This window comes from Microbacterium resistens NBRC 103078 (assembly GCF_001552355.1).
GTDB lineage: Bacteria > Actinomycetota > Actinomycetes > Actinomycetales > Microbacteriaceae > Microbacterium > Microbacterium resistens.
Genome location: NZ_BCRA01000085.1, coordinates 1 through 23701, shown reverse-complemented (window position 1 = coordinate 23701; position 23701 = coordinate 1). Strand labels below are relative to the sequence as shown.

Genomic DNA, 23701 nt, shown 5'->3' with positions numbered 1-23701 from the left:
GTGCGGGCCGCCGCTCTGGGCGTCGAGGCGACGCTCACCGGTGCGGCGCTCCTCGCGCGGGCCGCCTGAGCGCGCCCCTCAGCCCTCGTCCGCGGGGTGGTCTTTCGCGCTCGCGGCCGCAGACCCGTCGGCGTCGGCGGGATCCGGCGGAGCGGCGGTGGCGGCGTCCGCGGCTTCCGGGGCAGGCGGGGCGACGGGGAAGACGATCGACGTCGAGCCGGCGGCGAGGCCGATGCCCGTCGGGTCCGCGGCCGGTGCCGGATCCAGGCGCTCAGCCGCGCTCTGCGTGTCCAGCGGCTCCGAGGGCAGGCCCGCCCACTCCTGCTGTTCGTGCTGCGGTCGCGGTGTGAACAGTCCCATGCCTCCATTGTGCGCCCGGCGGGCGGCGTCGGGGCGGTCAGGCCGGGTCGGCCTCGCGGACCGCGTCGACGAGGGTGCGCCAGGGACCGTCGAGCTGCGTCTCGGGCAGCTCGCGCTCGCGCCGGCCCGCTACGAGTGCTCGTCCGACCGCGTCGATGTCGCCTGGAGCCGTCGGATGCTCCGAACCGTCCAGATCACGAACCAGACGATGCCGACGACGAGCGCGATCTGAACGGCCAGTACCAGGAACCCGAGGATCGCGGGAAAGACGCCCATGCTGTTCTCCGAATCAGTTGAGGTAAGCGCTCAGGTTTCCCCGGTACACGATGGCATCGACGCCGCCCTCGCCGGTCCACACGCCTCCCGGGTAGGTGAGTTTCGTGAGTCCCTGAACCCAGGCACCCCCGGCGTGGGACTCGACCGGGCGCGGGATGTTGAACCACTTCCCGTCCCAGGAAGCGCCCGCCCAGGACGACACCGTCATGCTGTGCGCACTGACCACGCGGGTGTAGGCGGTGTTGCCTGACACGCGGGCGTAATCGACGTAGTACTCCATACCGAAGAGTCCGTTGTTGCCCCAGATCCTGTACCTGCCTGACAGGCCAGCACGGGTGTCACTCGCGGCGAGAGGCACGGGTTCAGCCCCGACCTCCATCACCATCCCATTACTGAGCGTGACACGCTCGACGTCGCGTTCGCCTTCCAGCAAGTCGACGTCGGCGCGTAGCGACTCGACTGCTTCCCGCCATTCGGCGATCAGGCTGTCTCGTTCCCCTTCGCTGAGCCGCTTCGATCCAAGTGCGTCTAGGAGAGCCAACTCGGCGGTGCCCCGCTCCGGAGTGGTTGCGCTTGCGGGAAGCGGCGCCAGCGTGAACGCGGCGACAGCCGTCGCCGTAAGGAAGACCGTCCTGATTCGGGATCGACGCGTCATCGCATTCCTGTCTCGTGTGAGGGTTCGTTCTGCATTGAATGTAACCATCTGATATTTATACATTCAACATGCCGAACGCGATAAACCGAGACCCAGGTACGTCGGTGCGGGCAGGACGGGCCATCTCACGGCCCGGTCGTCCTCACGGTCGGCTCGTGCGGGCGATGAAGGGTTCGCTGCGATACCCGACGCGGGAGCCGAGACGCTCGATTGCCACCCGGCGCGTTCGAGCCGCTCCTCGCGGGGTCTGCCGACGGGACAGCGAACCAGCCCAATCCCTCCATTGTGCGCCCGGCGGGCGGCGTCGGGGCGGTCAGGCCGGGTCGGCCTCGCGGACCGCGTCGACGAGGGTGCGCCAGGGACCGTCGAGCTGCGTCTCGGGCAGCTCGCGCTCGCGCCGGCCCGCCGGAGTGCGCGCCTCGATGCGCCAGCGGAACCGGTCCGCGCCGGGCTCGTCCCGGTCCGGCGCGTCCCACGGGCACCGCTCGACCAGGGAGATCCAGCGCTCCTCCTCGTCCGGTGCGGGTATCGCCCGCCACCGCCGCGGGATACCGGTGATCCCGCCCGTACGGATGACGATCACCACGACCGCGGAGGCCGATGTGTTCCCCGGCTCCGATCCGTTCCCCGGCCCCGCTCCGTTCTCCGACCGCGGCCCGGCTCTGCCCGACTCGTCGTCCTCGGGGCCTGGAGCGGGACCTGCGCCCGAGTCGGGCGCAGGGCTGGAGCCGGGCCCGGGGCTGCGGTCCGGGCGCCGTCCGTCGGACGCGTCCGCACCCTCCGGGCTCCGTCCGTCATCGGGCGGTGTCGGCTCGCGCATCGTGGTCCTCCTCCAGGACGCCGACGTCGGTCCACGCGGCGCGCAGCGCCGCGACCGTCTTCTCCCCGGCCTCGGCGGCCGCGTCGAGCGTCGCCCGGGCGAACGTCGCGAAGGTCGCGGTCGCGGGGAGACCGCCGGTGAGCGCACGGTACCAGACACTGCCGGCGGCCTCCCAGGCGTTGCCCCCGAGCGCCCGCGCGAACAGCGCGAAGGCGCGGTTCGGGATGCCGGAGTTGATGTGCACGCCGCCGTTGTCCTCCGTCGTGTCCACGAAGTCGCGCATGTGAGCGGGTTGCGGATCCCGACCCAGCTCATCGTCGTCGTAGGCCGTGCCGGGCTGGATCATCGAGCGCAGAGCCCGGCCCTGCACCGCCTCCGTGAAGATCCCCTCGCCCACCAGCCACGTGGCCTCCTCTGCGCTCTGGCCGCGCAGATGCTGCTCGGTGAGGACGCCGATCACGTCGGCGATCGACTCGTTGAGGGCTCCGGACTGGCCCTGGTACGCCAACCCGGCCGTGGCCTGGATCACGCCGTGGCCGAGCTCGTGCCCGATGACGGACACGGATCCGGTGAAGCCGCGGAACACCTCTCCGTCGCCGTCCCCGAACACCATGCGCTCCCCGTCCCAGAACGCGTTGTCGTAGTCGACGCCGTAGTGCACGGTCGCGTGCAGCGGCGCGCCGGCGCCGTCGAGGGAGTCGCGGGCGAACGCGTCGAGCAGCAGGTCGAAGGTGGCGCCGAGGCCGTCGAACGCCTCGTTGGCCGCGGCATCGGCCACCGGGGGATCGTCCTCGCGGCGGACCACCATGCCCGGCAGCTCCTCCGTCCCGCACGCGTCGCTGATCGTGCGGTCCGGAGCCGCCGAGACCTCGGCGACGAGCGTGCCGTCCTCGCCGATCGACAGCTCGAGCTGTCGCCGCAGCGGCGGGCGCCCCGCGGTCAGCGTCTGGCGCGCCGCCTGCGCCGCCTGGGGGAAGCGTTCGGACTCCGCGAGCCTCGCCAGCAGATACCCCGGGACGATGCCCGGTCCGGTGATGTGTCGTCCGTCCATGTCGCCTCCGGTCTCGTTCCCCGGTGCCGACGATACGCCGCGCCGCCGACATGCGGACAGGTCGGGACGGTCGTCCATCCGAGTATCTTTGTGTGATCCAAGGACGAAGATCATGCGGAGGCAGCGTGAACGCGGCGGCACACACCCCCCATTCCGCGGGTGACCTCTTTCAGCTCATCCGCACGGGGAGGGCGCAGTCGCGCGCGGACCTCGCCCGGCTGACCGGGTTGTCCGCCTCCACGGTCGCCCTGCGTGTGGAGGAGCTGATCGCCCGGGACTACGTGGAGGAGACCGGCCACGGCGAGTCCCGTGGCGGCCGGCGTCCCCGTGTCCTGGCGGTGAAGGCGGGCGGCGGCGTCGTCGTCGGGATCGACCTGGGCGAGCGCCACGCGACGTTCGCGCTGCTGGACCGCCGCGGGGACGTGGTCTCCTCGGCGGTCGAGGAGATCTCGCTGCTCGACGGGGTGGAGACGGTGGTCGCGCTGCTGTGGAAGCGGGCGCGCGAGCTCGCCGCCGCACACGGGGATCGGGTCGTCGAGGGGGTCGCGCTGACGGTTCCCGGGCCGGTGGACTCCCGGACGTCGCGGCTGCTGGCGCCGTCGCGCATGCCGGGCTGGAACGGCGTCGACGTCGGCGAGGTCCTGCGTGCGATGACCGGGCTGCCGGTCCTCGTCGAGAACGACGCGAACGCGATGGCCGTGGGGGAGTACGTCGCCCGCGGCGGCACGGACGAGCAGCTCGTCTTCGTCAAGGCCGGCAGCGGGATCGGCTGCGGCGTCGTGGTGGACGGCGCGGTCTACCGCGGCTTCCGCGGCGTCGCCGGCGACATCAGCCACGTCTCGCTGCACAACGCGCCCCCGGTGATCTGCTCCTGTGGGCGCGTGGGGTGCCTGGACGTCGTCGCGAGCGGCGCGGCGATCGTGGACGCGCTGAGGGATGCGGGCGTCGAGGTCGCCGACCTCGACGACGTGCTCGTGCTCGCGCGCGACGCCCATCCGAAAGCGACGTCCCTGCTGCGCGAGGCCGGGACCCGAGCCGGCGAGGTCCTGGCCACGATCATCAACTTCTTCAATCCCCAGACCCTGGTGCTCGGCGGGCGGCTGCCGACCGCGGACGCCTTCGTCGCGGGCGTGCGCCAGGCGCTGTTCACCCTCTGCCTGCCGATGTCCACCGACCTCCTGGAGATCTCGACCAGCCGGGCCGGCGTGCTGGCCGGGGCGCGCGGCGTCGCGTGGTCCCTCCTGGAACAGCTCCTGGAGCCCTCGCGCATCGACGCCTCCTCCGCCTGACCCGCCCCCGCCCGTCCCTGCCTCGTTGACCCCTGTCCCGATCTGCACATCCCGTCCCGATCTGCACAGGTTTCTCGCGGATCCGTGCGCGGATCGGACCCCGGTGTGCAGATCGGGCATCGCCGCCAGCGCCAGGATCGACAAAAGTAGTCGAACTAAGATCGATGATCGCACTAAGCTGGCCGAGTGACCGATCGCGCTCCCCTTCCCCGAATCGCGATCGCCGGCATGGCGATCGAGTCCAGCACGTTCTCGCCGCACCGCGCCGGTGAGCGCGACTTCCAGCGGATCGAGGGCGAAGACCTCGTCCAGCGCTACGACGCGCTGCGCGGGGGCGAGCTCACGGATCGCGCCGAGTGGCTGCCCGTCTACTACGCCCGGTCCATCCCCGGCGGCGCGGTGCTGCCGGAGGTCTACGCGTCCATCAAGGCGCGGATCTGCGCGGGGCTCGCCGAGCTCGTCGCCCAGGAGGGCGGCCTGGACGGTCTGTTCTTCGACATCCACGGCGCGATGAGCGTCGTCGGGATGGACGATGCCGAGGGCGACCTGATCACCGCGATCCGCGAGGTCATCGGCCAGGACGTCGTCGTCTCGGCGTCCATGGATCTGCACGGGAACGTGTCCCGGACCCTCATCGAGAACGTCGACCTCATCACCTGCTACCGGCTCGCTCCGCACGAGGACACCTGGGAGACCCGCGACCGGGCGATCCGGAAACTCGTCGAGGCGCTGGAGACGGACGCGGAGACCCACAAGGCGTGGGTACGCGTGCCCATCCTCCTTCCCGGCGAGAAGACGAGCACCCGGGTGGAGCCCGCGAAGGGCCTGTACGCGCGGATCCCCGAGGTCGAGGCGCGCGACGGCGTCATCGACGCGGCGATCTGGATCGGCTACGCCTGGGCGGACGAGCCGCGCTGCCACGCGACGGTCGTCGTCACCGGCACCGACGAGGCCGTCACCGCCGCGGCGGCCGAGGAGCTGGGCCGGGCGTTCTGGGACGTCCGGGACGAGTTCGAGTTCGTGGGCCCTCCCGGGACTCTGGACGAGGGGGTCGCGGCGGGACTCGCGGCCACCGACACGCCGTACTTCATCAGCGACTCGGGCGACAACCCGGGCGCCGGCGGGACCGGCGACGTGACCTGGACGCTCGCGCAGCTGCTGCAGAAGCCGGAGCTCACCGGTCCCGACGCCCCGGTCGTGCTCTGCGCCTCCGTCTTCGACAAGGGCGCGATCGACATCCTGCGCACGCACGCCGTCGGCGACGCCGTCTCGGTCGAGGCCGGCGCACGCGTCGACCACGGTCCGCACGGGCCGGTCCGCATCGAGGGGATCCTGCACAGCCTGCACGAGGGCGACCCCGACGCGGGCGGCATCGCCGTCATCCGCGTCGGCGGGCTCCACGTGATCGTGACGGAGTTCCGCAAGGCCTATCACGACGTCTCGGACTTCACCTCCATCGGACTCGACCCGGAGGCGGCGCAGATCGTGGTGACGAAGATCGGATACCTCGAGCCGGAGCTGTACGCGATCATGCGCGGGTGGACGCTCGCCCTCACCCCGGGCGGGGTGGACCAGGACCTCGAGCGCCTGGGGCACCACCGCATCCAGCGCCCCATGCACCCCTTCGACGCGTTCCCGTCCGACCCCGACCTCACCGCCGAGATCGTCCGCTGACCTCTCGGCTGGGCGCGTTTCGACTCGCTCCTCCTTCGTCGGTGCTCGCTCAACGACCGGTGCTTCCCGGCCTCGGTCGTTGAGCGACACGTCGACTCGCTGCGCTCACTCCGTGCAGGTCTCCGCGAGACGAAACGATCTCCCCCTCCGGTCGTTGAGCGAGCGAAGCGAGTCGAAACGCGCTCACCGCGTTTCGACTCGTCCTCCGGTCGTTGAGCGAGCGAAGCGAGACGAAACGCGCTCACCATGTTTCGACTCGTCGCTGCGCTCCTCGCTCAACGACCGGTGCTTCCCGGTACAGGGACGAAACGGCTTCCTCCGTCTTTGTGACGGAAACGTAACCAATCTGGCTATTCTTGGCGTACTTACTTCGGCAATGATTCTAAGTACGCTGATTGCAGGACGATCTCGTTCGGCGTCCCGCGTCCACAAACAAGGAGGTTTCATGCGTACTCAGTCGCTGCGACGACGGCTGCTCGCCCCGGTGGGCGCGCTGGCGGTCGCGACGCTCGCCCTCACCGCCTGCCAGGGCACCGCCCAGGCCGGCCAGGGCGGCGGCGAGAAGAAGGACAGCGTCAGCTTCGCTCTCCAGGTGGGGACCGGGCCGAACTGGATCCTGCCGATCTCGACGCCGGACACGATGGCCACGCACAACAGCGCCATCAAGGCCACCATGTGGCCGCGCCTGTTCGAGTACAACGGCGTCGACGGGGAGATGGGCTGGGACGAGGCGGCCTCGGCGGCCAAGTCCTACGAGTTCTCCGAGGACCTCAAGACCATCACGATCACGCTGAACGACCTCGACTGGTCCGACGGCGAGCCCGTCACCTCGCGCGACGTGGAGTTCTGGTACAACCTCGTCCGGTTCAACGGCGAGAAGACCGGCGGCTACTCCGCGGGCCTCATGCCCGACAACATCACGGCGTTCACGACCATCGACGAGAAGACCTTCTCGCTCACGATGGACAAGGTGTACAACGAGGAGTTCCTCGTCGGCAACCAGCTCAGCCTGATGTACCCGATGCCGCAGCATGTGTGGGACAAGACCAGCGCGGACGGCGAGATCGGCGACCACGACCGCGACGCCGCCGGCGCCGCACAGGTCCTGGACTACCTCTTCAGCGAGGCGAAGGACATGAAGACCTACGCCACGAACCCGCTGTGGAAGACCGTCTCCGGGCCGTACACGGTCAAGAGCTGGTCCGACTCCGGCGTCGTGGAGCTCACCGCCAACGAGAAGTACACCGGCGTCGACAAGCCGAAGATCCCGAACGTGAAGTTCCTGCCGTTCACCTCGGCCGACGCGGAGATGAACGTCGTGCGCTCGGGCGATGTGGACTACGGCTACATCACCAGCTCGCAGCTCACGAACGAGAAGCAGTTCACCGACCTCGGCTACCGCGTCGAGCCGTGGGCCGGCTGGTCGATCACCTACATGCCCTACAACTTCGCCAACCCGGAGAAGGGCGCCTTCTACAAGCAGCTCTACGTCCGCCAGGCGCTGCAGCACGCCATCGACCAGCCGACGATCTCGGACGTCATCTGGCACGGCGCGGCCACCCCGGACTACGGCCCGATCCCGCAGACCGCGGAGTCGGACGGCCTCTCGGACGTGCAGAAGGACAACCCGTACCCGTTCGACCTGGACAAGGCCGAGAAGCTCTTCACCGACCACGGCTGGGAGAAGGGCAAGGACGGCACCCTCGAGTGCGTGAACGCCGGAGCAGGCGCCGACCAGTGCGGTGAGGGCATCGCGGCGGGCGCGAAGGCGGAGATCGTCGTCACGACCCAGAGCGGCTCGCAGGAGACCGACAACATGATGGCCGAGATCCAGTCGTCCCTCGCCAAGATCGGCGTGAAGATGACGATCGACTCGAAGCCCCTGGACAGCGTCCTCACGCAGGCCCAGGAGTGCAAGACCGGATCGACCTGCACGTGGGAGCTCGTCTTCTTCGGCACCGCAGGCAGCTGGTACTTCCCGCCCTACGCCACCGGTGAGCGCGTGTTCGCGAAGGACACCAAGTGGAACGCGGGCCAGTACGACAACCCGGAGGCCGAGAAGCTCGTCCAGGAGATGGCCTACTCGACCGACCCCGACATCGCCAAGAAGTACTCCGAGTTCCTCGCCACGGACCTCCCGGTGATGTGGATGCCGAACCCGGTGTACCAGGTGTCCGTCGTGCGCGAGGGCCTCGACATCGCCCACCAGGACCCGGGCGCGTCGTTCCTGCCGCAGCGCTGGTCCTGGACCGACTGAGAGAGAACGGATGAGCGGGGTGGAAGCGACGCGCACAGCGACGACGGACCGAGCGACGAAGGAACAGCGGACCCGGAACCGGTTCTGGTGGTATCTGCTCAGGCGGATCGGCCAGGGGGTCGTCGTCATCCTCATCGTGACGCTGATCGTGTTCGCGTTGCTCCACCTCGCCCTCCCCGAGGGCCCCGCGGTCGGGGTCCTCGGGATGCAGGCCACGCAGGAGCAGATCGACGCCTTCAACCGGGAGAACGGCTTCGACCTGCCCGTCTGGCAGCAGTACTTCCACTTCCTCGGGCAGCTCGCCACCGGCGACCTCGGCGACTCGTTCAAGCTGAACCGCCCCGTCGCCGACGCGATCGGCCAGCGCCTGCCGAAGACGCTGGTGCTCGCCCTCATCTCGATGATCGTGGCGCTCATCATCGCCATCCCGATGGGCATCTTCCAGGCCGTGCGCCGGGGCAAGCCCAGCGACTACGCGCTCACCACCTGGAACTTCATCGTCTACTCGACGCCGTCGTTCTTCCTCGGCCTCATCCTCGTGATCGTCTTCTCCCAGTGGCTGCCGTGGTTCCCCGCGCAGGCCCCGCAGGGGGACACGGTCGGGGACGTGCTGGCGAACCCGGCCGCTCTCGTCCTGCCCGTCGCCACGGCCGCGCTCGCGATCATCGCGACCTTCTCGCGGTACATGCGCTCCTCGACGATCGACAACCTCTCCGAGGACTACGTCCGCACGGCCCGCGCGAAGGGCACGCCGGTGCCGGTCGTCATCACGCGGCACGTCGTGCGCAACTCGCTCACGCCGGTGATCGCGATGCTCGGCTACTACCTGCCGGTGATGTTCGGCGGGATGATCGTGGTCGAGTCACTCTTCAACTACCCGGGCATGGGGCTGCTGTTCTGGACCTCGGCGCAGACCTCCGACTACCCCGTGCTGCTCGGCTGCATCCTCGTGATCGCGCTCGCCACGGTCGTCGGGTCGCTCCTGGCCGACATCATCCAGGCCCTCCTGGACCCGCGCACCCGAGAGGAGCTCTCGTGAGCACGACCGCCGCCGCACCCGCCCCGCGGACGATGGGCCCGCGCCGCCGCGCGCTGCGCCGCTTCCTGCAGAACAAGCTCGCCGTCTTCGGCATCGTCACGATCGTCCTGTTCCTCATCTTCTGCTTCCTGGGACCCCTCGTGCACCCCACGGACCAGGTGCACACCGACCTCAAGAGCGTGATGCTGCCCCCGGGGACCGCGGGCCACCCCCTCGGGACGGACGACGTCGGCTACGACGTGCTCGGACGCCTCATGGTCGGGGGACAGATCTCCATCCTCATCGGCCTGGCCGCGGGCATCCTCGCGACCGTGATCGGGACGCTGTGGGGCGCGATCGCCGGATACGTCGGCGGGGTCGTGGACACCGTCATGATGCGCGTGGTCGACGCGGGCATCGCGATCCCGGCGACCTTCCTGCTGCTGATCCTCTCCGCGATCCTGCGCCCGAGCGTCCCGCTGATGATCTGCGTGATCGGGCTCGTGTCGTGGCTCGTGCCCGCGCGGCTGGTGCGCGCCGAGTCCATCTCGCTGAAGTCCCGGGAGTACGTGCTCGCGCTCAAGGCGATGGGCGGGTCCCACTCGCGGGCCGTGCTCCGCCACATCGTGCCGAACACCGTGGGCACGATCGTCGTGAACGCCACGTTCCAGGTGGCGGACGCCATCCTCCTCGTCGCCTACATCTCCTTCCTCGGCATGGGCCTGCAGAAGCCCGCGACCGACTGGGGCGCGATGCTCACGAGCGGCATCACCTACACCTACGCCGGCGCATGGTGGCTCATCTTCCCCGCCGGCTTCTGCATCGTGCTGACCGTCTGCGCGTTCAACAGCATCGGCGACGGCCTGCGCGACTTCTTCGACGTGAAGGGGCGGACCGCATGAGCGACGCACTCCTCTCCCTCTCCGGCCTGTCGGTCGTCTTCCGCACCGAGGACGGACCGGTCCACGCGGTCAAGGGCATCGACCTCGACGTGCGCCCTGGCGAGGTGCTGGCGCTGGTCGGCGAGTCCGGATCCGGCAAGTCCGTCACCGCCATGGCCGTCCTGCAGCTCCTGCCGCGCACCGCGACGGTGACCGGATCCGTGACGCTCGGCGGACGCGAGCTGCTGGGCCTTCCCGAGGCGGAGATGAACCGCGTCCGCGGCGGCGAGATCTCGATGGTCTTCCAGGAGCCGATGACCGCCCTCAACCCGAGCATGCGGATCGGCGACCAGATCACCGAGGCGATCCTCAATCACGGCTCCCCCTCCAAGACGGAGGCGTGGGAGCGCGCGGTGGAGCTGCTGGGCCGCGTGGGGATCCCCGACCCGGCGCGGCGCGCGAAGAGCTACCCGCACGAGCTGTCGGGCGGTCAGCGTCAGCGCGTCGTGATCGCGATCGCGCTCGCGTGCGAGCCGCAGCTCATCATCGCGGACGAGCCCACCACCGCGCTCGACGTGACCGTGCAGGCCGAGATCCTGGACCTCATCCGCCGCCTCGCGGCGGATCTCGGGACGGCGTTCCTGCTGGTCACCCACAACATGGGCGTCGTGGCGGACATCGCCGACCGCGTGGCCGTGATGTACCGGGGCGACATGGTGGAGGTCGGCGAGACGCGGCGCGTGCTCACCGAGCCGCAGGAGGACTACACGAAGCGGCTCCTCGCCGCCGTGCCGACCCTGCCGGACCTCGCCTCCGTCGTCGAGCGGGAGCCCGAGTCCGCATCGATCCCCGCGCCGGTGCTGGAGCTGACGGACGCGGCCGTCACCTACCGTCGCGGCGGGCGGTCCTTCCAGGCCCTCAGCGACGTGAACATCCGGATCGCACCCGGCGAGATCCTGGGGCTGGTGGGCGAGTCCGGGTCCGGGAAGTCGACGCTCGGCCGGGCCGCGCTGGGACTTCTTCCCCTGTCCGGCGGGAGCATGACGCTGTTCGGCGAGCGGATCGGGCGCGGAGGGGTGTCGCGGCGGTGGGAGCGGGAGCTCCGCGGACGCACCGGTGCGATCTTCCAGGATCCCGGATCCAGCCTCGACCCCCGGATGACGATCGGCGAGGCCATCGCGGAGCCGATGCTCGTGCAGCGGCGTCGCCACGCCACGACGCCGGCGCAGCGCCGGGCCCGGGTGGCCGAGCTGCTCGAGGCCGTGGAGCTGCCGCGCGACTACGCGAACCGGTATCCGCACGAGCTCTCCGGCGGACAGCGGCAGCGGATCGGCCTCGCGCGGGCCATCGCCCTGGAGCCGGAGCTGATCATCGCGGACGAGCCGACCTCCGCGCTCGACGTCTCCGTGCAGGCCGCGGTCCTCGAGGTGCTGCGCTCCCTCCAGGAGCGGATGGGCTTCGCCTGCCTGTTCATCAGCCACGACCTCGCCGTCGTCCACGAGATCTCGGATCGGGTCGCGGTGATGCTGCAGGGGCGGATCGTCGAGCTCGGCTCCGCGGACGAGGTGCTGCTGGCACCGCAGCACGAGTACAGCCGGCGCCTGCTCGCCGCTGTCCCCGTGCCGGATCCGGACCAGCAGGCGCGGCGTCGGGAGGAGCGGCTCGCCGCGCGGGCGGCCGCCCGATGAGCTCGGGCGGTGTGCTCGGTCTGGATGTCGGCGGATCGAGCGTCAAGTTCCTGCTCGCGGACGGGACGGTGCGGGAGCGCCCGGAGCCGATCCTCCGCGGCCGCAGGGAGACCCCGGCGGACGATCCGGTCGAGGGCCTGCGCGCGATCGCCGAGGAGGTGCGCGGGACCGGCGCGGAGCCGGCGCGGATCGTCGTGTCGATCCCCGGCATCGTCGACGAGGAGCGCGGCGCGGTCATCCGCTCCACGAACGTGCCCGCTCTGGACGACACCCTGCTGGCGCAGGAGCTCGGCGCGCGCACGGGCGTCCCGGTGACGGTCATCAACGACGGCCACGCCGCGGCGATCTCCGAGGCCGCGTGGGGCGCCGGCGCGGGACACGAGGACGTCTTCGTCCTGGCGCTCGGGACCGGGATCGCCGGGGCGCACGTCGTCCGCGGCGAGGTCGTCCCCGGGGCGCACGGGTCTGCCGGTGAGCTCGGGCACATCACGATCGAGCCCGGCGGGCGGGTCTGCTCGTGCGGTCGGCGCGGGTGCCTGGAGACCGTGATCGGCGCCCCCGCCCTGGCCGAGGCCTGGCGTGCGGCGGGAGGAAGCGGCGGTCCGGAGCAGTTGCTCGCCGCGTACGGCGAGGGGAGCCCCGAGGCGGCGCGCGTCGTCGAGCATGCGGCGGAGGGCCTGGCCGAGGCGATCCTGACGCTCTGCGCCCTGGTGGATCCGGGGTGCATCGTGGTCGGCGGGGGACTCGCGGCGGCGCCGCACCATCTCGTCTCCCTCGCCCGAGACGCGGCGACGGCGCGGGCGAGCTTCCACCGGATCCCCCCGATCGTCCCCGCGGCGCTGGGCGGATGGGCCGGCGCCTACGGCACGGTGCTCCGCGGCCTCGCCGACGCCCGCGTCGCCCTCCCCTGACGCGCCCCCGCGTCGGCCTCCCGGTCGTTGAGCGAGGAGCGCAGCGACGAGTCGAAACGCGCTCGCCCCCTCCCGGTCGTTGAGCGAGGAGCGCAGCGACGAGACGAAACGCGGTGACCCGGCGTCGATCGCTCAACGGCCGACTCGTCCCCGGGCGCGCCGCGTCGAGGGCGTTCGGCGTCGGCGGTGCGTGCTTCGATGGCCGCATGGACGTGCAGGCGAGGCTCCGACGCGAGGGACAGGCGATCGTGGCGACGGCCGTCTCCTTCGTCGCGGCGGCGATCGTCGCGGTGCCGGTTCTTCAGGGCGCGCCTCGTCCGCTCAGCGGAGACGGGTCGCTGAGCACTCCCGCGGCCGTCATCGCCGGGGTGACGGCCGCGCTCGCCTTCGCGGTGAGTGCCGTGCGTCACCACCGCGGTGAGACCGCCGCCATGCCGCGCTGGCAGGCGACGGTGTCGAACGTGTCCGCCGTCGCCCTCGCCGTCGCGATCGGCGCGGTGACGGGCTACGCCGTCCTCCTCGCCGGGGCCGTGCTCGCGACGGGATTCCGCGGGCTGGAGCTCTCGCCGCTCGGCGGGGGCCTGCTCACCGGAGCGATGGCGGCCGCGGGCGGGCGTGCGGGATTCCTCGCCGGCGTCGGGCTCCGGACACGGGACCTGTCCGCGCTGCTGTTCGCGTTCCTCGCAATCGGGACGCTCTTCGCGATGCTGACGGCCTCGGATCCACGGTGGTGGGAGCGCAACTTCTCCCAGCTGGGGATCGGACCCGGCGGGTGGGCGTTCAACGGAACCCTGGTGGTCGCCGGTCTCCTCGTCGCCACGGTCGGTTCCTACATCGGCCGGGATCTGCACCGCCTCTGCGGAGACCCGGACATCGGACGGATCGGCCGCACCGTCGTGCTGTGGGCGCTGGCGGGCGCGGCCTTGGCGGGCACCGGCACCACGCCGCTGCCCTCCGAGATCGCGACGGCGTCGGCGGCGGACCCGCCGTCGGTCGGGGGCGCGACAGACGTCCGCACGATCGTGCACCTCGCGTTCGCCCTGGCCGCGCTCGTGCTGTTCGCCGCGGCAACGGTGCAGACCGTCCGGGTCCTGCCGCGGCGCCCACGGTTCCTCGGCGTGACCCTGGGCGGACTGCTCGTGGTCCTCACTGCGGGGATCCTGCTCTGGTGGCCCGTCGGCTTCGCCACCGCGACCGTCTTCGAGGGCATCGCCGTGGGTCTCGGGCTCCTCGGCATGACGACCATCGTGCGGGTGCTCGCGATCCTCGCACCGGAGACCTCTCGCGTCTCCGCGCGCCCGCACCTGCGCGCCTGATTCCGAGTCCGCCGGGCGCCCATCCGTCGCAGCGCCCGCCGTGCGCAGCGATCGCCGTGCGCCTCGGCACCGCTCGCGCGGAGTTCTGCGCTTGCGGCGGAGGGATCGCGGGGATGCGTCCGCCCGGAGGGTGAGATTTCCTCGGGAGGGTGAGATCTCCGTGGGAGGGGGAGGTCTCCGCGGCAACGACAGATCCCCGCAGCAGCGTGCACCGTGCACCGTCCGCCGTGCACCGCGCGTGCGCCGTCCTCCGGCCGATCGCTGACCTAGAGGCGGTCGACGGACGTCAGCGTCACGACGGCCTCGCCCGCCTCGTCCGAGGCGTCCAGGTCGACCTCCGCAGCGATCCCCCAATCGTGGTCGCCCGCAGGATCGTCCAGGATCTGGCGGACGCGCCACCGGCGTCCGCCGTCCGTCTCGTCGATGAGGAGCAGCGCCGAACTGCGGGCGTCCGCACCGGTGAGGATCTCGTCGTGCTCGGCGAAGTAGCCGTCGAGCGCCGCGTCCCACGCCTCCGCTCCGAACTCCGGGTCCAGCGCCGCCAGGGCATCGACGTCCTCGCGCGCGGCGAGCTGGACGCGGCGGAACAGCTCGTTGCGCACGAGGATCCGGAAGGCCCGCAGATTCGTGGTCACCCGCTTCGGCGCCGGCGGCACGACGGGCCCGTCCTCGTGATCGACGGGGTGTCCCGCGACGAGCTCCTCCCACTCGTCGAGCAGCGACGAGTCGACCTGGCGCACCAGTTCGCCCAGCCACTCGATCAGGTCACGCAGATCCTCGGTCTTCAGGTGCTCCGGGATCGTCTGCGACGCCGCACGGTATGCGTCCGACAGGTAGCGCAGCACCACGCCCTCCGATCGGGCGACCTTGTACTGGCCGACATATTCCCCGAACGACATGGCCCGTTCGTACATGTCCCGCACCACGGACTTCGGGCGCAGGGCGAAGTCCCGGATCCACGGCTGCGCCGCGCTGAACGTCTCGAAGGCCGCTCCCAGCAACTCCTCCAGCGGCTTCGGGTAGGTGATCTCCTCGAGCGCCTCCATGCGCTCGTCGTACTCCATCCCCTCCGCCTTCATCGCGGCGACGGCCTCTCCCCGGGCGAGGAACTCCTGCTGGCTGAGGACGGCACGCGGGTCGTCGAGCGTCGCCTCCACGATGGAGATCATGTCCAGGGCGAACGACGGCGCATCCGGATCCAGCAGCTCGAAGGCAGCCAGCGCGAACGGCGACAGCGGCTGGTTCAGCGCGAAGTTCGGCGGCAGGTCCACCGTGAGCCGGACGCTCGTGCGCCCGGTCTCCTCGTCGACGACCTGCTCCACGACGCCGGATTCGCGAAGCGTCCGGTAGATCCCGATCGCGCGGAGGGCGAGGATCCGCTGCCGCGAGCGGGGTTCATGGTTGTCGTATACCAGGGCGCGCATATTGGCGAAGACGTCGCCCCCACGGCCGATCACGTTGAGGATCATGGCGCTCGTGATCTGCATGTGCGAGGTGAGCGTCTCGGGCTCGGCGGCGATGAGCTTCTGGAACGAGGGCTCGCCCCAGGAGACGAAGCCGTCGGGTGCCTTCTTGCGGATGATCTTCCGCTTCTTCTTGGGATCGTCGCCCGCCTTGCGGATCGCCGCCAGGTTTTCGGTCTCGTGCTCGGGAGCCTGGGCGATCACGGTGCCCGCCGTGTCGAAGCCCGCCCGGCCGGCGCGCCCGGCGATCTGGTGGAACTCGCGGGCGGTCAGGTGACGCATCCGCGTGCCGTCGAACTTCGTCAGCGCCGTGAGCAGCACGGTGCGGATGGGGACGTTGATGCCGACACCGAGCGTGTCGGTGCCGCAGATGACGCGCAGCAGCCCGCGCTGGGCGAGCTGCTCGACAAGGCGGCGGTACTTCGGCAGCATGCCGGCGTGGTGCACGCCGATCCCCAGCCGCAGCAGCCGCGAGAGCGTCTTGCCGAAGGACGTCGTGAAGCGGAAACCGCCGATGAGCTCCGCGATCTCGTCCCGCTGCTCGCGGGTGGCGATCTTCGCGCTGGCCAGGGCCTGGGCCCGCTCCATCGCGGCGGCCTGGGCGAAGTGCACGACGTAGACAGGGGCGCGGTCCGTATGCAGCAGATCGTCGATGGTCTCGTGGATCGGGGTCGTCTCGTAGGAGAAGTGCAGGGGGACCGGCCGCTCGACCCCGGTGACGACGGCCGTCTCGCGTCCCGTGCGGCGGGTGAGATCGGCGGCGAGGGCCGTGACGTCGCCGAGCGTCGCGGACATCAGCACGAACTGCGCCTGGGGGAGCGTGAGGAGCGGGACCTGCCAGGCCCAGCCGCGATCCGGGTCGCCGTAGAAGTGGAACTCGTCCATCACGACCTGACCGACGTCGGCCTGCGGTCCCTCGCGCAGCGCCAGGTTCGCGAGGATCTCGGCCGTGCAGCACACGATCGGGGCGTCGGCGTTGACCGCCGAGTCTCCCGTCACCATCCCGACCTTCTCCGCGCCGAAGACGTCGACGAGGGCGAAGAACTTCTCGCTCACCAGCGCTTTGATCGGAGCGGTGTAGTAGGTCCGGCGTCCGTCGGCGAGCGCGGCGAAGTGCGCGGCGACCGCGACGAGCGACTTCCCCGTCCCGGTGGGGGTGGACAGGATGAGGTTCTGCCCGGAGACGATCTCGATGGCGGCCTCGTCCTGCGCGGGGTAGAGGCGGATGCCGGTGCTCTCGGCCCACTCCACGAAGGCGGCATACACGGCGTCCGGATCCGGCGCGGTGCCGTCCGCCGGACCGAGCAGGGAGGGATCGAGAGACATGATGTCTCGATCCTTTCACGCGCGGTCCCTGCTGCCGCGACGTCGAGGCTCAGGCCTTCTTGACCAGGCCGGATTTCAGCAGCATCGCGCCGAAGCCGTCGACCCTGCCGTCGATGTCGTGGCCGTTGACCGGGTCGATGAGGCGGATCCCGCGTACTTTGGCGCCCTGTTTGATGCCTTGCGGAGACCCTTTGACCTTGATGCCGGTGGTCACGACGACGGTGTCGCCGTCGGCCAGCACATTTCCGACGGCATCCCTCACGACGCGCTCGACCGGGGCGTCGTCGGATGCGGCGTCGGACGGCGACCACTCGTGGCCGCACATCGGGCAGACGAGCAGCGCGCCCATCTCGTAGGCGTGCTCGCTGGAGCACCCGGGGCACAGGGGCAGCGTGTCGGACATGCGTCGATCGTATCGCGATATGATGAATTCATCAGACCAGCGCGGCCGGAGGGGGAGTCCGAATGCTGAGTGACCCGAACCGCCCGCTCTACGAGGTGAAAGCCGGGCTCTTCAAGGGGCTCGCGCACCCGATCCGCATCCGCATCCTCGAGGTTCTCTCAGCCGCTCCCGAAGTCTCCGTCTCCGAACTGCTCGACGTGATCGATCTCGAGGCCTCGCACGTCTCGCAGCACCTGGCCGTGCTGCGACGCAACCGTCTCGTCGTCTCCGAACGCCGCGGCAGTCTGGTCTACTACCGACTCGCCTACCCGCAGGTCGCCGACCTGCTGCGGGTCGCTCGCGCCCTGCTCGGCGAGATCCTGCGGACCACGCAGGAGCAGCTCGTCGAGCAGGGCGGATTGCCGGACATCCCGGTCCGGGCATGAACACCTGGTCCCTGCGGACGCTGCTGCCGTCCGCCTCCGACTACCGCGGCCTGCGACGCGCCTGGCGGGGCGATCTGCTCGCGGGCGTCACGGTCGGCATCGTCGCGCTGCCCCTCGCCCTCGCCTTCGGGGTGAGCTCGGGAGCGGGAGCCGAGAGCGGGCTGATCACGGCCATCGTCGCCGGCATCGTCGCCGCGGTGTTCGGCGGCTCGAACGTGCAGGTCTCCGGACCCACCGGCGCCATGGTCGTCGTCCTCGCGCCGATCCTCGCCACTCACGGCGCCGGCGCTCTCGCCGCCGTCTGCCTGTTCGCGGGAGCGATCGTGCTCGTCGCTGGGATGCTGCGCCTCGGCCGCGCCGTCGGGTACATCCCCTGGCCGGTGATCGAGGGATTCACCCTCGGCATCGCGGTGATCATCTTCCTGCAGCAGATCCCGACCGCCACCGGTACGGCACCGGGGGAGAGCACGAACGCGATGGTCGCGGCGGTGCAGTCGCTGGCGTCCGCGTCATGGCCGAAGATCGGCTGGTCGCTGCTGCTGGTCGGGCTGGTCGTCGTGATCATGCTGGTGTCACTGCGGCTGCATCCGCGGTTCCCGGGGTCGCTCCTCGCGATCGTCGTCGCGTCGCTCGTCGCCGGGATCGCCGGGCTGCCGGTCGACACCATCGGCGAGCTGCCCGCGGGACTCCCCGCTCCCGCCCTCCCCGCCGTCGATCCGGCCACCCTGCTCGCCCTCACCGGCCCTGCGGTCGCCGTCGCCGCGCTTGCCGCGATCGAGTCGCTGCTGTCGGCTCGGGTCGCCGCGACCCTCGCCGACACCGGCCCCTACGACGCCGACCGCGAGCTCGTCGGTCAGGGGCTCGCCTCGCTCGCCGCCGGCCTGTTCGGCGGCATGCCGGCCACCGGAGCGATCGCCCGCACCGCCGTGAACGTGCGCGCCGGCGCCCGCACCCGACTCGCCTCGACGACGCACGGCGTGCTGTTGCTCGTGATCGCCCTGGTCGGTGCGCCCGTGGTGGCGCACATCCCGCTCGCGGCACTCGCCGGCGTGCTGATGGTCACGGCCGGCCGCATGATCGCGCCCTCCACCGTGCGCATCGTTCTGCGCTCCACGCGCGCGGACGCGATCGTGTTCTGCCTCACCGCCGTGGTCACGGTCAGCATCGACCTCATCTACGCCGTGCTGATCGGCCTGCTCGCCGCGGGCTTCTTCGCCCTGCGTCAGCTCGCCCGCACCAGCGGCGTGCACCGCGAGGAGCTTCCCGGCGCCGCGCAGCCCGGTGACGAGCGCATCGCCGTGTTCCGCCTCGAGGGTGCACTCTTCTTCGGCGCCGCCGAGCGGATGCTCGAGCGCGTGGCGGCGTTGCGCGACATCGAGGTCGTCCTGATCCGGATGTCGCAGCTGCAGATCCTCGACGCCACCGGCGCCCAGGTGGTCAGCGAGCTCATCGTCTCGCTGGAACGCCGCGGCATCACGGTGCTGGTCAAGGGCATCCCGCCGCAGCATCTCCCGCTCGCCGAGCGCGTCGGCGTGCTCTCGTCGTTGCGGCATCAGAACCACCTCTTCGAGGACCTCGGCACGGCCGTCGCCCACGCGCGCAGTCACATCGGCCGCGCTGTCTGAGCGGCAGTTGACTGTCGAAACCCCCTCCTGCCGCCGAGACCCCCTCGGAAACACGCTTCTGCGAGGGGGGCCCGGCGTCGGGGGGGCGGGGGTCTCGGCGGCTGGGGCAGGACGGGGAGAGGGGCTGGGGCAGAAGGAGAGCGGGTCAGCCCTCGCGGCGGCGGACGATCTCCGCGATCCAGATCGGCGCGAAGGGAGACGTGCAGTTCGGCGGGGTCGGGTAGTCCGCCAGCACCTGGAGGCGCTCCCCGATCGCGATCGCGCGCTCGCGCCGGGAAGGGTGATGGATGCCGATCGTCGCTAGGGTCTCGTTCATGGCCCACTGCAGCCGTGCCGGTGCCTCCGTGAGCTCCGCCTCGATCGTGTCCAGCAGGGCGTCCAGATCCAGGCCCTCCGGCTTCTTCGCGACGCGATCGGTCGTGAGGGACCAGGCCGCGGCCCGGGCGTCCGCATCCTCGTCCGTCATCCACCGCTCACGCATCTCCTCGGCGTGCGGGGACTTCTTCGCGATGTAGTTGACGAACCAGTCGTGCGCCTTGGCGCTGTCCGTCGCACGGACCATGGCGTCGAGGTCGTCGGGTCCGAACGAGCGGGGCCTGACGAGGAGGAGACCCAGGAGCTGCCCGGCGACGTCGCCCGACGCCCACAGCTCGCGACCCAGGGCGTCGTCCGTGCCGATCCGCTTGGCCAGCGCGCGCATCTTCGTGAGGTTCACGCCGTGGGCGTCGCCGTGCCGCTCGTTGACGGCGCGCGCCTTCGGGTCCTCGAGCGCGGCCAGCTCGGCGAGGACGGCGTCCAGAGTGGCGAGAGCGGGGTCCGGCATGGCTCCAGCGTACGTCGCGCGCGTGCCGTCCCCGCGACCGGATCGACGGGGGCGAGGCGCCGGTCGCGCGGGAGGGGATCAGGATCCGGTCGCGGCCTCCGCGTGCGCAGATGGTCCGCGGATGCAAGGATGGTGACGTCAACATCCCGGATGGAGAGCCGCCCATGACCACGCCGCACACGCCCGTCCTGACCTGGCGGGACGGAACGCTTCTCCGCGACGGGCGACCGCATCGGATGCTCGCCGGCTCCGTCCACTACTTCCGCGTCCATCCGGCGCAGTGGGAGGATCGCCTGCGCCGGCTCGCGGCGATGGGCGCCAACACCGTGGACACCTACGTGCCGTGGAACTTCCACGAGCGCGTCGAGGGGGAGCCCGACTTCGCACAGTGGCGGGACGTCGAGCGCTTCATCCTCCTGGCCGGGGAGATCGGGCTGGACGTCTTCCTGCGCCCGAGTCCGTACATCTGCGCCGAGTGGTCCAACGGAGGCATCCCGTTCTGGCTCAGCGGGCGGACGCGGGCGCTGCGCACGAGCGACCCGGCGTTCCTCGCCGCGGTCGACGCCTGGTACGACGCGCTGATCCCACGCCTCGCGCCGCTGCAGGCGGCCCACGGCGGACCCGTCGTCGCCGTGCAGGTCGAGAACGAGTACGGGTCCTTCGGCAGCGACGCCGCCTACCTCGCGCATCTGCGCGACGGACTGCGCGCCCGGGGGATCGTGGAGCTGCTGACGACCGCGGACGGCACGACCGCGGACATGGTCGCGCATGGCGGGGTGGACGGGGCGATGGGTTCCTTCACGTTCGGCACCGGGGTGCACAGGGCGGTGGCGCTGCGCCGTGGCGGCGAGGCGCTGCTGTGCGCCGAGCTGTGGGGCGGATGGTTCGACCACTGGGGCGAGCGGCACCACGTGCGGAGCGCAGAGAGCATGATGTCCACGGTCGACGCGCTCCTCGCCGCCGGCGGCTCGCTCAGCCTGTACATGGCCCACGGCGGCACGAACTTCGGCCTGTGGAACGGGGCGAACCACGACGGCGTGCTCCAGCCGACCGTCACGAGCTACGACTCGGACGCCCCGATCAGCGAGGACGGATCGCTGAACGCCAAGTTCCACGCGCTGCGGGCGGCGCTCGCTCGGTTCCACGAGGGCGAGCTGCCGCCGATCCCGGAGCCGCCCCGCCGCCAGGCGGCCGGCGAGGCGCCGCTGGAGCGGCGGCGGTCCGTCCTCGACCTCGTCGAAGCCCTGCCGACCGCGCTCGTGTCGCCGATCCCGCGCACGTTCGAGGAGCTCGGCGCCGAGGACGGGATCGTCGCGTACGAGGCCGACGTGTCGTTCCCGGCGGAGGCGTCCCTGGCGATCGACGGGCTACACGACCGTGCGGTCGTCTTCCTCGACGGCGTCCGGCTCGGCACGCTCGCCCGCGACCGTGAGGAGACGCTCCCGCTGCCGGCCGAGGGCGGGACCGGGCGGCTCACGATCCTCGTCGAGAGCCTCGGGCGGATCAACTACGGCTCCCGCACGGGCGAGGGCAAGGGCATCCTGCACGGCGTGCGGATCGGCCGCCGGCTCGTCCACGGCTGGACGCACCGGATCCTCCCGCAGGACGCGCCGGAGGCCGCTCCCGCCCCGGCAACCGCTCCCGCCCCGGTGGTGGCTGACCGTGGCGGCGTCGGGATCGCGGTGTTCGACCGCGGCGAGGACGAGATCGCCGACGCCTGGCTCGCATTCCCCGGCGGCGTCCGCGGCATGGTGTGGCTGAACGGCTTCCTCCTCGGCCGCTACGACGCGCGCGGCCCGCAGTTCACGCTCTACGCGCCCGAGCCGCTGTGGCGCGCCGGCCGCAACGAGCTGCGGGTCCTGGATGCGGACGGTCTCGGCGCGACCGTGCAGATCCGGGAGGAGCCCGAGCTCGGTCCGGCCGAGGAGTTCATCGGCTCCTGAGGCGGCGCGGGCCGGCGCCCGTGATCCGTGACCCGCATCAGTCCTCGTCGCGCAGCTCGGCCCTGATCCGGCGGAGGTCCTCGGTGAGAGAGCCGATGAGGACCCAGTGGGCGGAGGACGGCGGCCGCAGCGACAGGGGCGAGGTGAGCGCGGGGATCGTCGAGGTCAGGGCCTCCGGTTCGGGCGCGATCTCGGCGAGCTGCACCGCCAGGCGCACGTCGTGCCCGGCGCGGCGGAGCTGTTCGGCGATGGCCGCGACCGCCGGCTCCTCCGGCAGCGCGTCATCGTAGTGGTCGAGATAGGCGCGGGTCATCCCGATCACCTGGGTCACGACGGGGCCGATCCGATCCAGGAGCGCGCGCAGGGCGGCGAGCTCGTCGCGGTGCCGGGATCCGCGCGGGTTGAAGGCCAGCGACTCCTCGCCCGCCGCGAGGGAGGCGTCGGCGGCGGCCTTCATCGGGCGCAGCAGCCGCGCCTCCAGCATGAGCTCCTGGAGCCGGGCGGGGCTGGTCGTCTGCGGGAGCGCCTCCGCCAGGCGGTCCAGGCTCGCCGCCACCTCTCCGCCGAGGAGCGCCAGGTCGCGGCGCGCCGGTGCGACGAGCACGGGCGCCACCACGAGGAGGTTCACGACGAGGCCGACCGCGGCACCGATGAGCGTCTCCACGATGCGGGCGACGGCGTAGTCCGGACTCGACGACCCGAGCGCCAGCACGAGCATCGCCGAGATCGCCACCTGGTTCGCGGTTCCCGGCGTCGCCTTGAACGCCCACGCGACGATCATGGCGACCACGACCGCCAGCAGGACGATCCAGCTCCATCGCCCGAGCACGAGGCTGAGGGCCATCGCGATGACGACGCCCAGGATCACTCCGAAGCTGCGCTCCATCGCCTTCGCGAAGGACTGATTCACGCTCGGCTGGACGACCAGCAGCGCGGCGATGGCGGCGAACACCGGGAGCTGCCCCGGCACGACCCAGCCCGCCAGCAGCCACGCCGCGATGGTCGCCGCGGCCGACTTGACGACCTGCAGCAGCGGGCCCCGGCGGGCGCTGCGGATCGCGGTCATGCGCATGGCTCCACGCTAGTGCGCCGGCCCCGGCCGCGCCCGTCTCCGCATCCGCGGGCCGGGTCGTCTGAGGCGCCCGGAGCCGAAGATAGGGCATCCGCCCGATCCCGCACGGGGGCCTTAGCGAGGAGCGTAGGGGTGTCGAAGAAGAGAAGAAGCAGAAGGAGAAGGCCGTGGATGTGCACCCCTACCTCAGCTACCGCGTGACGACCCTCGAGATCGAGGAGGCCGCCCGTCGCGCCGAGCGTGCCCGGATGGCCGCCGAGCACGCCGACCAGATCCTCACCACGGAGCGGTTCGGCACCCGCTTGCGCCGCTGGCTGAGCCGGGATTCTGCCGTGCGCCGCCCGGCCACGCAGGAGGCCGCACCGGCTGCGCCGGTGTCGCCGCGGGCGTCGGCGGTCCGCGCGGCGTCCTCGGCCTCCGCGCGT

General features: G+C 71.3%; 21 protein-coding genes. 12 read left to right on the top strand and 9 right to left on the bottom strand.

Annotated features, from left to right (window positions below):
• Positions 1-78: 78 nt before the first annotated feature.
• The 5 genes from MR1_RS13965 to MR1_RS13950 all read right to left on the bottom strand — a co-directional run bounded on the left by MR1_RS13965 (position 79) and on the right by MR1_RS13950 (position 3162).
• Complete coding sequence (locus MR1_RS13965; RefSeq protein ID WP_174522547.1) at positions 79-360, bottom strand: hypothetical protein; 282 nt, start codon at positions 358-360, stop codon at positions 79-81.
• A 129-nt stretch (positions 361-489) separates the two neighbouring features.
• Positions 490-636, bottom strand: a complete 147-nt coding sequence (locus MR1_RS19835; RefSeq protein WP_157518217.1) for a hypothetical protein — start codon at positions 634-636, stop codon at positions 490-492.
• Between the two features lie 13 nt (positions 637-649).
• A complete protein-coding gene (locus MR1_RS13960) occupies positions 650-1339 on the bottom strand; it encodes a hypothetical protein (protein WP_157518214.1) in 690 nt (229 codons plus the stop codon).
• Positions 1340-1604: 265 nt separating this feature from the next.
• Entirely contained in the window at positions 1605-1877 is a 273-nt protein-coding gene (locus MR1_RS13955) for a protealysin inhibitor emfourin (protein WP_067248038.1), read from the bottom strand.
• A 208-nt stretch (positions 1878-2085) separates the two neighbouring features.
• Positions 2086-3162: a M4 family metallopeptidase gene (locus MR1_RS13950; protein ID WP_067248018.1), complete on the bottom strand. Its 1077-nt coding sequence runs from the start codon at positions 3160-3162 to the stop codon at positions 2086-2088.
• A 125-nt stretch (positions 3163-3287) separates the two neighbouring features.
• On the opposite strand from MR1_RS13950, the gene MR1_RS13945 reads away from it, so the two are divergent.
• From MR1_RS13945 to MR1_RS13910, 8 genes are all read left to right on the top strand, one after another.
• Complete coding sequence (locus MR1_RS13945; protein WP_067248015.1) at positions 3288-4451, top strand: ROK family transcriptional regulator; 1164 nt, start codon at positions 3288-3290, stop codon at positions 4449-4451.
• A 186-nt stretch (positions 4452-4637) separates the two neighbouring features.
• On the top strand, positions 4638-6125 hold the full coding sequence (locus MR1_RS13940) for a M81 family metallopeptidase (RefSeq protein WP_084344701.1): 1488 nt from the start codon (positions 4638-4640) through the stop codon (positions 6123-6125).
• Positions 6126-6570: 445 nt separating this feature from the next.
• Positions 6571-8382, top strand: coding sequence for a peptide ABC transporter substrate-binding protein (locus MR1_RS13935; protein ID WP_067248012.1), 1812 nt, complete (start codon positions 6571-6573; stop codon positions 8380-8382).
• Positions 8383-8392: 10 nt separating this feature from the next.
• Positions 8393-9421 carry an ABC transporter permease gene (locus MR1_RS13930; RefSeq protein WP_084344699.1) on the top strand — a complete coding sequence of 343 codons (1029 nt, stop codon included), beginning with the start codon at positions 8393-8395 and terminating at the stop codon, positions 9419-9421.
• Positions 9418-10302 carry an ABC transporter permease gene (locus tag MR1_RS13925; protein WP_255218161.1) on the top strand — a complete coding sequence of 295 codons (885 nt, stop codon included), beginning with the start codon at positions 9418-9420 and terminating at the stop codon, positions 10300-10302. Before MR1_RS13930 ends, MR1_RS13925 begins: the two co-directional genes overlap by 4 nt.
• Positions 10299-11969, top strand: a complete 1671-nt coding sequence (locus MR1_RS13920) for an ABC transporter ATP-binding protein (RefSeq protein WP_067248009.1) — start codon at positions 10299-10301, stop codon at positions 11967-11969. The genes MR1_RS13925 and MR1_RS13920 overlap by 4 nt, the downstream gene beginning before the upstream one ends.
• On the top strand, positions 11966-12880 hold the full coding sequence (locus MR1_RS13915; protein ID WP_067248007.1) for an ROK family protein: 915 nt from the start codon (positions 11966-11968) through the stop codon (positions 12878-12880). The genes MR1_RS13920 and MR1_RS13915 overlap by 4 nt, the downstream gene beginning before the upstream one ends.
• A gap of 113 nt (positions 12881-12993) precedes the next feature.
• Positions 12994-14196, top strand: coding sequence for a DUF998 domain-containing protein (locus tag MR1_RS13910; RefSeq protein WP_255218160.1), 1203 nt, complete (start codon positions 12994-12996; stop codon positions 14194-14196).
• 266 nt (positions 14197-14462) lie between these two features.
• Here the strand turns inward: MR1_RS13910 and MR1_RS13905 are convergent, their stop codons facing one another.
• Positions 14463-16985, bottom strand: a complete 2523-nt coding sequence (locus MR1_RS13905) for a DEAD/DEAH box helicase (protein ID WP_067248004.1) — start codon at positions 16983-16985, stop codon at positions 14463-14465.
• Positions 16986-17034: 49 nt separating this feature from the next.
• Complete coding sequence (locus MR1_RS13900) at positions 17035-17388, bottom strand: zinc ribbon domain-containing protein YjdM (protein WP_067248002.1); 354 nt, start codon at positions 17386-17388, stop codon at positions 17035-17037.
• A gap of 62 nt (positions 17389-17450) precedes the next feature.
• Between MR1_RS13900 and MR1_RS13895 the strand changes: the two genes are divergently transcribed.
• Both MR1_RS13895 and MR1_RS13890 read left to right on the top strand, forming a co-directional pair.
• Positions 17451-17813: an ArsR/SmtB family transcription factor gene (locus tag MR1_RS13895; protein WP_067247999.1), complete on the top strand. Its 363-nt coding sequence runs from the start codon at positions 17451-17453 to the stop codon at positions 17811-17813.
• Positions 17810-19438 (top strand): SulP family inorganic anion transporter, encoded by a 1629-nt coding sequence (locus MR1_RS13890; protein WP_067247996.1) that lies wholly within the window; start codon positions 17810-17812, stop codon positions 19436-19438. The genes MR1_RS13895 and MR1_RS13890 overlap by 4 nt, the downstream gene beginning before the upstream one ends.
• Before the next feature lie 145 nt (positions 19439-19583).
• Here the strand turns inward: MR1_RS13890 and MR1_RS13885 are convergent, their stop codons facing one another.
• Entirely contained in the window at positions 19584-20261 is a 678-nt protein-coding gene (locus MR1_RS13885; RefSeq protein WP_067247993.1) for a DNA alkylation repair protein, read from the bottom strand.
• 164 nt (positions 20262-20425) lie between these two features.
• Between MR1_RS13885 and MR1_RS13880 the strand changes: the two genes are divergently transcribed.
• Complete coding sequence (locus tag MR1_RS13880) at positions 20426-22204, top strand: glycoside hydrolase family 35 protein (protein WP_067247990.1); 1779 nt, start codon at positions 20426-20428, stop codon at positions 22202-22204.
• Positions 22205-22241: 37 nt separating this feature from the next.
• Here the strand turns inward: MR1_RS13880 and MR1_RS13875 are convergent, their stop codons facing one another.
• The gene (locus tag MR1_RS13875) at positions 22242-23276 is read right to left on the bottom strand and encodes an FUSC family protein (protein WP_067247987.1); all 1035 of its coding nucleotides are present in this window, start codon (positions 23274-23276) and stop codon (positions 22242-22244) included.
• A gap of 167 nt (positions 23277-23443) precedes the next feature.
• Between MR1_RS13875 and MR1_RS13870 the strand changes: the two genes are divergently transcribed.
• On the top strand, positions 23444-23701 hold a 258-nt coding region (locus MR1_RS13870), incomplete at its 3' end, for a hypothetical protein (protein ID WP_157518209.1).